The organism is Apilactobacillus waqarii (assembly GCF_019061205.1).
GTDB classification, from domain to species: Bacteria; Bacillota; Bacilli; order Lactobacillales; family Lactobacillaceae; genus Apilactobacillus; species Apilactobacillus waqarii.
The window spans coordinates 24,858-34,098 of the sequence record NZ_JAHQYH010000007.1; the positions used below are offsets into that span (position 1 = coordinate 24,858).

The 9,241-nt window shown below is 37.6% G+C and carries 1 protein-coding gene; it reads right to left on the minus strand.

Translation table 11 applies throughout. From position 1 onward, the window contains the following. Positions 1-29: 29 nt before the first annotated feature. Positions 30-9,218: a DUF5776 domain-containing protein gene (locus KTJ72_RS05410; RefSeq protein WP_217304321.1), complete on the minus strand. Its 9,189-nt coding sequence runs from the start codon at positions 9,216-9,218 to the stop codon at positions 30-32. Positions 9,219-9,241 lie beyond the last annotated feature (23 nt).

Consider the following 9,241-nt stretch of genomic DNA (forward strand, 5'->3'; position numbering starts at 1 on the left):
CCCCTATCTATTCGATAGGAGCTTTTTTATTATTCTTTGTTAACCCAGGTCTTGTTAGCGGTAATGTATCTACCGTGACCAATGTATAGTCTGGTGATTCCCTTGTAATGAACAACTCTTTCGACCTTTATTCTGCTGTTAGAACTAATTTTTCCAACCGCGTGTTTCTTGTCAAAAATTGGGCTATTGTAAATTACTATTCCTCTGTGTCTTATTACACGGTAGTATTTGTCATCGTTTTGTTTATCAACGGCATAATAACCATCGGTGTAATCAGAACTATCCACGAAGTGTCCATGGATTTTCAATTGTAAACGACCGTCTACATATCTGTATCCAGAAACCTTGTGAACTGAAGAATGTTTTCTATCTTCATTTAGATTGTAAACATACTTAGGAACATTATCGAAATCATTTCTTAGCGCAACGTACTTCTTATTTGAAGTGACGTATTCACCATTACCTAGATATAGTCTAGTGATTCCATTGTATTCAACTACCTTTTCAACCTTGAATTCAGAACCATAACGCATGAAACGCTTGCGTTCGTGTTTGCTAAATTCTGTACTACCGTAAACCCAAACACCTTTGTGGTCGGAAACGATGTAGTCATTTGAAGGTTCGTTAGTTGAGTAGTACTTACTGTTGTTGGCCTTGATATCGTTCAATTGAGCATTTAGTTGATCAATTTGTTCTTTGTATTGATTAATCAACACTTCGTTACCTGCATTCTTATCGTTTAATGACTTGGTTACTTCTGCCAATTGAGCCTGATATTGGGCATTCAATGAAGCAGCTTGGCTACTTAGTTTTGATTCTTCATTATTCATGGCAGCAATGGACATTGCTTCTTGTTGTGCCTTAATAATGTTAATTGCATTTTCATACTTGTTTGCAAGTGAATCTCTAATTACTTGAGCTTGTGAGTCAGCTTGACTGGCTGCTACACTTTGCGCACTGCTCATTGCTTCCTCGTTAGCTTTAGCTTGAGAGCTTAATTCTGCGTCTCTTTGTGCATTCAATGAAGCAACTGCACTCGAGTATTCAGTACTCTTTTCTGCCATCATACTGTCCGCTTGTGAGTTAGCTTTCGCAATTGCTGATTGCTTGTCATTTTCCACTTGTGAACTAAATGATGCCATTTGACTAGCAAATGTTGAGTTAGCAGCATTTGATGAAGCATAGTATTGACTTTCTAATGAAGCCTTTTGGGCGTTCATGTCATTGTCAGCAATGCTCTTAGCAACACTAGCAGCACTTGATGCAGCACTGTCGATTGCTGATTGAGCCTTACTACGTTCATTTTCAACTAAGCTATCGTAGTTGCTCTTGATAGCTTGTTGAGCTGAAACATTTGATTGAGACAAACTATTTAGTTGAGCTTGTGCTGAACTGTTCATCGAATTTCTCACATCTTCAATTGCTTGGCTAGCAGCTGATGATTGTGAAGAAGTTTGATCATTCAATGATTGAACTTGTTTTGCATATGAGTCAGCGTATGAGTCTGCGATTGACTTAGCAACGCTTGCAGCATGACTTGAAGCTGAGTTAATTGTTGAATCCATTACGGATTGAGCAACTGATGAAGCGGCTTCACTATCAGCCTTAGCCTTTGAGTTAGCACTTGATAGCGCTAGTGAGTTCGCAATTGAGGTTGCAGTTGATTGTGAACTAGCTAGGCTTTCGGCAGATGATTTAGCTGCTGAAACTGCTGAGCTACGGATTGAATCAGCATTGTTTGAAGCGTAAACGCTGTCGTTGTATGCCTTTTGTTGGGCATTAATCAATGCTTGTGAGTTAGCAGCATTCAATGAAGCAATGTTTGAGTTAGCAATGCTTTCAGCCAATGATCTAGCAGCTGAAATCGCATCTTGGGCACTGTTAGATGCTGCAACACTGTCAGCAATTGACTTAGCTTTAGCTTCACTTTCGGCTTGTGAGTTGGCAGCATTGATTGAATCAATGGTTGCTTGGGCTTGTGATGAAGTTAAACTCTTTGCAGCTGAAATTGCGTCAGCAATATCACTTTCCGCCTTCTTTTGAGCTGCAATACTATCAGCAGTTGATTGTTGTCTTGCTGAACTCAATTCATTTTCATATTTGTCTTGTAATGAAGCAATTTGTGATGCAGCGATACTTCTTTGAGCTTCTTGAGCAGAAGCAATTGCACTTTGTGCACTTTGTAGAGCTGCTAAACTATCTTGTTGTGCCTTCTGTTGAGCGTCTGAAATAGCGGCTTGGTTGGCACTGTTTAGTGAAGAAATTAACGAGTTAGCTGAATCTTGCGCAGATTGTTTTGCAGAATCAAGTGCTGAATTCTTAACTGAATCGGCACGGCTTGATGCAGCTAAGCTATCATCAATTGCCTTTTGTTGAGCAGAACTCAATGCTAATGAGTTAGAAGCTGATTGGCTATTTAATGCTGCTTCAATTGATTGTTGAGCAGCAACACTAGCGGCACTAAGCTTAATGTTGTATAGATTATCGGCCATCAAACTATCTTGTTGTGCCTTTCTTTGAGCAGCATCTAACGCTTGTGAGTTTTCAGCAGAAATAGCAAGTGATTGTTGATTAGCGATACTTCTAGCAACTGATTGGGCTGATGATACTGCACTATTTTTTTCTACATCAGCAGCTTCACTAAAAGCAGATAAACTTGATTTATATTTATCAGCTTGTTCATTTAGCATCTTAGCATAAGAATCTTCAATTTCCTTAATTTGTGCGTCAGTTACTAATTTCGCAGCTGATTGAGCTGAAGCAATTGCCTGACTCATTAGTGAATCAGCGTAGTTAGATGCAGCAATACTATCAGATTTAGCCTTTGATTCAGCATCCGATAATGATTGAGCATTTGCCGATGATTGATTAGCAAAAACCGAGTTAGCAGAATCTTGAACAGATTTTTGAGCAGATGCAATTGCTGAATCTAAGATGGATTTAGCAAGTGATGAAGCTTGTAAACTATCTGTGTTTGCTTTCGAAATTGCTGCAGACAATGCCTGTGAATTAGCAGTTGATGTTGCTAATGATTGATCTGAAGCAATAGATTGGGCTTTAGCAGTTGCTTCCTCGACTGCTCTTTGAATAGCAGATTGTGCTGATGATGCAGCATTTTCACTATCAGCCTTTGCCTTACTGCGTGCAGCATCTAGTGCTTGTGAATTAGCAATTGATGCAGCTTGAGATTGTTGAGCTGAAATACTATTAGCAGCGTCAACAGCTTTTTGAACAGCATCCGCTTGAGCAGCTTCGTACGATTGAGCTAGTTGATTTTGTCTATCAGCATATGATGAATTTAGCGAGGAAATTGAATTAGCGTTAGCAGATGATAAGCTATTAGCATAACTTTCAAGCGAACTAATGCTATTAGCTGCGTTCACTGATCCTTTTTGGTATTTACTATTTAAGTCATTTAATTCTTGTGCATAAGAACTAGCAATACTATTTGCCTTATTGTTAGCGTCATTTATTGCTAAACTGTTCTTAAGTGCTGCAGCGGAACTATCAGCCATTAGGCTACTAATCTTATTTGAATAACTATTCATTTTAGAAGTAGCACTATCAATCTTTGCTTGCGCTTCTGTTGATCTAGCTTGTGATTCTTTTTGTAAGTTATTAATGTAATCACTATATGAAGAAGCCAATGATTGTTTTTCCGTTGCGACCGAACTTCTTGCTGATTCAGCAGCATTACTTTGTTCTTGTGAATTCTTTGATTGTTCTGCGGCAATCGATGCAGCTTTCGAAGCAGCATCAGATATAGCTGCAGAGGACTCTAATGCAGATTGATTTGCTGCGCTTTGTGCAGATGAAATAGCGTCATTAAAGCTATTCTGCAAGCTACTTAGTTGATTTTGAAAATTGATAACTTGACTGGATGCTTGATTTTTCTCAGCTTGTAAACTATCAATAATTGCTTCATATGAAGCAACAACAGAACCGTATGAACTTGCTGCTACAGAACTATCGTAAGTAGCTTGACTAGATGCTGCAGAACTAGCAGATGATAAGCTAGTGATTGCTGATGAGTTCAAACTATTTTGAGCACTTGCACTTGATTGTAAATCTGCCAATGATTGGTTAGCTTTACTAATTTCATTGCGGAGCTCATTGATAATCTTATCGTAGTCAGTATTCAAACTAGTAATTTGCGCTTGATATGAATCATTTAATGCTTGCTGTGCCGACGATACAGCACTGTTTTTATTGTTTTCGGCATTAACTGAAGCAGCAGAAGAATCTGCTTTAGACTTAGCAATCAAATCATCAATTGCCTTAGAATTAGCAATTGAAGTAGCAATAGACTGAGCATCTGCTGCAGATTGTGCCTGACTTTTTGCCTTAGCAACCGCATCATCAACAGTTGAGTTCATTAAATCAATTGATGCTTTTGAATCATCAATTGATTTTTGATTCAATGAATTAATTATTCTAGTGTTTTCATCTGCAATTGACTTAATTTGTTGGGCAGCCTGTTGTGATGCAACATCTTGAGCTGACTTAACAGCATCTGCAATTGCTGATTGGGCGCTGTTAGCAGCACTTGATAGATCTTGTTCCTTCTTCTTGTTTAAGTCATCAATAGCAACAGAATTAGCGCTACTTTGTGCGGAAAATTCTACAGAAGCTTGACTAGATGCTTCACTAGATGCCTTCGAAGCAGCATCACTTATAGCTGTATTAGCACTGCTTTGTGCTTGATTCAATTCATTGTTCTTTTGAGAGTTGATTGCATCAATTGCCTTGCTATTTTCTGCTGATAACGAAGCCATTTGGGAGTTAGCTTCGTTTTGGGCAGACGAGATAGCCGATGCAACGGCTGAGTTTAATTCGTCTTGTGCTTTTTGAGCAGCAGCTTTTGAATCTGCAATTGACTTGTTAGTTAAATCTTTAATTGCTTGTGAATTTGCAAGTGATAGTTGTGTGGCCTCACTACTTGCAGAATCTTGTGCTGACTTAATTGCACTATTCATCGCACTGTTAGCTTGTTGAGAAGCATTATTTAAATCGTTTTGAGCTTTGCTTTGTAAGTCTGAAATAGCTTGCGAGTTAGCTAAAGACACAGCTTTTGAATCATCATTAGCCTTTGCCTGAGCATCGCTTTGGGCTTGTTGAACAGCTTGAGCAATTGCTGATTGAGCACTATTAGATGCATTGATTGAATCTTGTGTAGCCTTATCTTGAAGCGCATTAATTGCACTTTGGTTTTGTTGAGCAATTGACTGAGCAACAGAACTAGCTGAGTTCTGTACTGAATTAACAGCACTATTCATCGCGTCATTAGCGGCTTTTTGTGCTGCTTGCATGCTGTTATTATATTGTTCTTGAAGATCATTAATCTTTTGTGCATTGGCTAAAGAAACTGATTTTGAATCTTCGGCAGCCTTACTCTCAGCCAATGATTTAGCGTTGTCAGCAGCTTGTGAAATTGCAATATCTGCACTGTTAGATGCATTAATTGAATCTTGTCTTGTCTTGGCTTGTAAACTATCAATCGCACTTTGGTTTTGTTGAGCAACTGACTGAGCAACAGAACTAGCTGAGTCTTGAGCAGACTTAACCGCACTATTCATTGCTGATTGGGCATTATTAGATGCTTGTAGTGAATCTGATTGGTATTTATCTTTTAATTGTTCAACAGCGGCTGAATTGGCAACTGATGTTGCTATTGATTGAGCATTGGCTGAATCAATAGCTGATTGGACTGCACTATTTATCGCAGCAGTTGCACTGTTAGATGCAGCCTTTGAATCTGATTCACTCTTTTGTTGAAGTGAACTAATTGCTGAATTGTTGGCATCTGTAATTGATTTAACCAAACTATCAGCATTTTGTTTAGCAGTAACACTAGCCGCAGATAATGCGTCTGCTAAATTCTGAGCAGCTTGTTGCGAAGCTACCTTTGAATCAGCTGTACTCTTGTTTAGTAAACTTTGCACTGCTGAAGAGTTATCTGCACTTTGTTTAGCAAAAGTATCATTTGCTGAGCTAGTAATACTTGTAATCACATTATTTATTGCAGTTTGTGCTGCTTGTGAAGCAGCAATTGAATCTGCTTGGTATTGTGATTGTTGTAATGAACTGCTTTGAGCATATTGCGTTTGTAGTGATGAAATCGTACTAGTCAATACTCCCTGAGCAGATGCACTCATTGAGTTTGCAGCAGATGTCGCTGCACTATTAATAGCAGTATTTGCAGAATCACTTAACGTTTGAAGTGCTGTTTGATAGCTTGAATTCAAGCTGTTAGTCAAGCTTTGGTTTTGACTAGTTAGTTGTGTCATTACTCCAGCAGCAGATTGTTGTACACTGGCAACCGCGCTTGATCTTAATGAATCCGCAAGTGTTTGTGCTGCTTGTGAGTCTGATATCGACTTTTGTACTAGCTCGTTAATTTTTTGTTGAATTTGCGCATTAATTTCTTCTGTCTTTTGATGATTAACAGCATTCATCGAGTCAGTTGCTGATTGAACAGCACTACTTTTATCAATTTCAGCCTGACTAGATGCAGCTGCTAAACTGTTATTATATTGAGTTTGCAACTGTGCTAATTGTTTTTCATTTTGAGTGTTCAATGAATCTTGAACTGATTGAGCTGATGATTGCAATGAACTCAATGTTTGACTAATTGCATTTGCTTTATCATTAACAGCCGAACTACTCAAGCTTTGCAATGCACTATTAGCAGAAGCAATCAATGATTGAGCATAGCTTGAAGCTTGTTGAGAAGCTTGCGCAGCCTGTTGTGCAGCCTGTAATGATTGATTTTGAATTGTAGTTAGTGATCTTTGGTAGTTGGCACTAGCGATTGCAGAATTGAATGATGCAATACTGTTTGCGATTGAATTTGCTTGACTGGATGCCGAACTAATTGCATCAGCGATTGATTGGTTAACCGCTGCTTTAGAGCTTTGAATGTATGATGCAGCTGATGAACTGTTTGCGGATGCTAATGAATCAGCAAATTCTGGTTTTGGAAGAACGTAAACATAAGCAGTTCCATTCCATAGTTGTGGCAAAACATGGCCAGTACTATTTTGGTTGTTTAGATAATAATTATTATCCAAAGATGTAATCGAAGTAATAGCTGGATTATTAGTATCACCGTTGAATACAGCTACTTGGCCTTGTCCACTTACATGACTACCATTTGAAGTAATAAATTGGATTGGGTAATTGACAACATTTACGGTTGGAGCAACACTGATTTGATATTGACCATTATTATTGATAATTTGACCTGTTGTCATGTAATAGTTATTACTATCAAAAGTTCCATTATCTACTAATCTTGGTGTGTTATTAGAATTTAAAACAATTGATCCTTTACCATGACTGCTGCCATTACTATCGATAAAATATACCGGTAAAGTTTTAGTAATTGAGTATGGGTTAACAACTACTTGGTATTGACCATTTACAGTCACTACGGAACCATTAACAACATAGTAGTTATTAATATCTAAGTTACCATTATCAACTAACTTAGGATTATTATTACTATCGAACACAATTGTTCCAGTTCCGTGAGAGATGCCATTTTTATCAACAAAGGTCGCATTAGCAGTCTTGACAAGATTATTGGGCAATACTTCCATGGTAAAGTTATCATCATTCGTGTCCTTAACTAATTGAGCATTTGGGCTGATGTGGTAATTACTGCTACCCAAATTACCATAGTCAACCAACTGAGCAATATTATTACCGTTGACATTTACTTGTCCAGTATATGGTTTACCATTGCTATCTAGAAGTACGGAACCTCTATTAGTAAATGTTACAGTCGATGTTCTAGCGTTTTTCAAAACATTAATAGTGTAGACACCTGTCGCGCTAGACTGAGCTGATGAATTATATGAAAGATGATATCCTGTTGAATTTAAGTTAGTTGTATCACCCAACGTGGTCGTCCCATCAGCATTTAAATATACAGTACCAGTAATAGGATTATTATTGCTATCAGATAAAACTTGATTATTAGGAGTAACAAAGTTAAGTGTTGCAGTTTGCTTATTTACGATAACTGCATACTGACCACTTTTTTTGGCATCACTAGTAATACTTGGATTAGATGCATTAGGAACGTAATAGTATTTGGTAGGTAGGTTACCTGTGCTATAAGTGTTAGTTATACTTCCGTCATTATTAACGTTAACAGTTCCTGTTCCAACTACATTACCGCTGGCATCATAAAAGTTTAGTGGTTTGGGCTTTGCAGCGGGTACTAATGTCACAACATAATTATAATTAGAATTCATTTTCAATTGTGATCCGACATTTGCAATATAGTTAGTACCATTCATGTTGTAAAAACTAGTTACCTTTTGTAAGGCATTATTAGAACTATTTAAAACTGCCATCCCAATTGCTGGGTTACCATCTGTTCCTGTAATCGGACTTCCATTCCCATCAACAAATGAAACTGGAGTAAGAAAAGTAGGATTAGTACCCTTTATTTCAACGGTAAGTTGAGGAGTTCCTAAATAGTTTAAAACCGGTGTTTGGTTGGCAGTTAGAACATAAGTGGTGCCGGGAGTAGTTATACTATTAGGATTATTTAATTGATTAACACCATTAGCACTTGGCGTTGCTGAATTTAGAATTTGGAAATTATTTTGATTAGTAGAATTACCAGCATATCCATATGCCGCACCACCACCAAGTTGTTGCGTTCCGTTAGAGTCATTAAAATAAACAACTTGAGAATTCGAGTAGCTATCACGATAACTGAGGCCTTGAGCTATTGCAGCTCGATAATTGGCTGTATTACTATCAATATTACTTTGAGCAGACGAGGCCATTTGATCAATAATATTTTGAGCTTCAGATAGACTGGCTCCGCTTAATGAATTATTAAAGTTATTACTGCTGGTAACATCTGAACTTGATTGAATATTTACATTACTATTTTGTACAGACGCAGATGATGAAGTTGAAGAATTAACATTTGATGAATAAGCATCAGAAGTGTTAGTATCTACCGGACTCTGAGATTCATCACTTGAAGTAGTACTTGTACTTTGATCAACAGACGACGCTGCTTGACCTGTACTTGTTTCATCAGCACTTGCACTGACTTGATTAGTCATCAATGTTAAACTAGCAGCTCCAAAAAGAGCAAAGGAAGAAATGGAAACTACAACCCAGTTTTTCTTTACTTTTTTTAAGATTTTCTTATCGTTAAGTTTTCTTATTTTTCTTTTATTATATTTCATGAAAAGGCACCTCCTCGTTAATC

Coding starts and splice junctions, on each gene's coding strand:
- KTJ72_RS05410 (WP_217304321.1), bottom strand. CDS start 9,218: ATGAAATATAATAAAAGAAAAATAAGAAAACTTAACGATAAGAAAATC.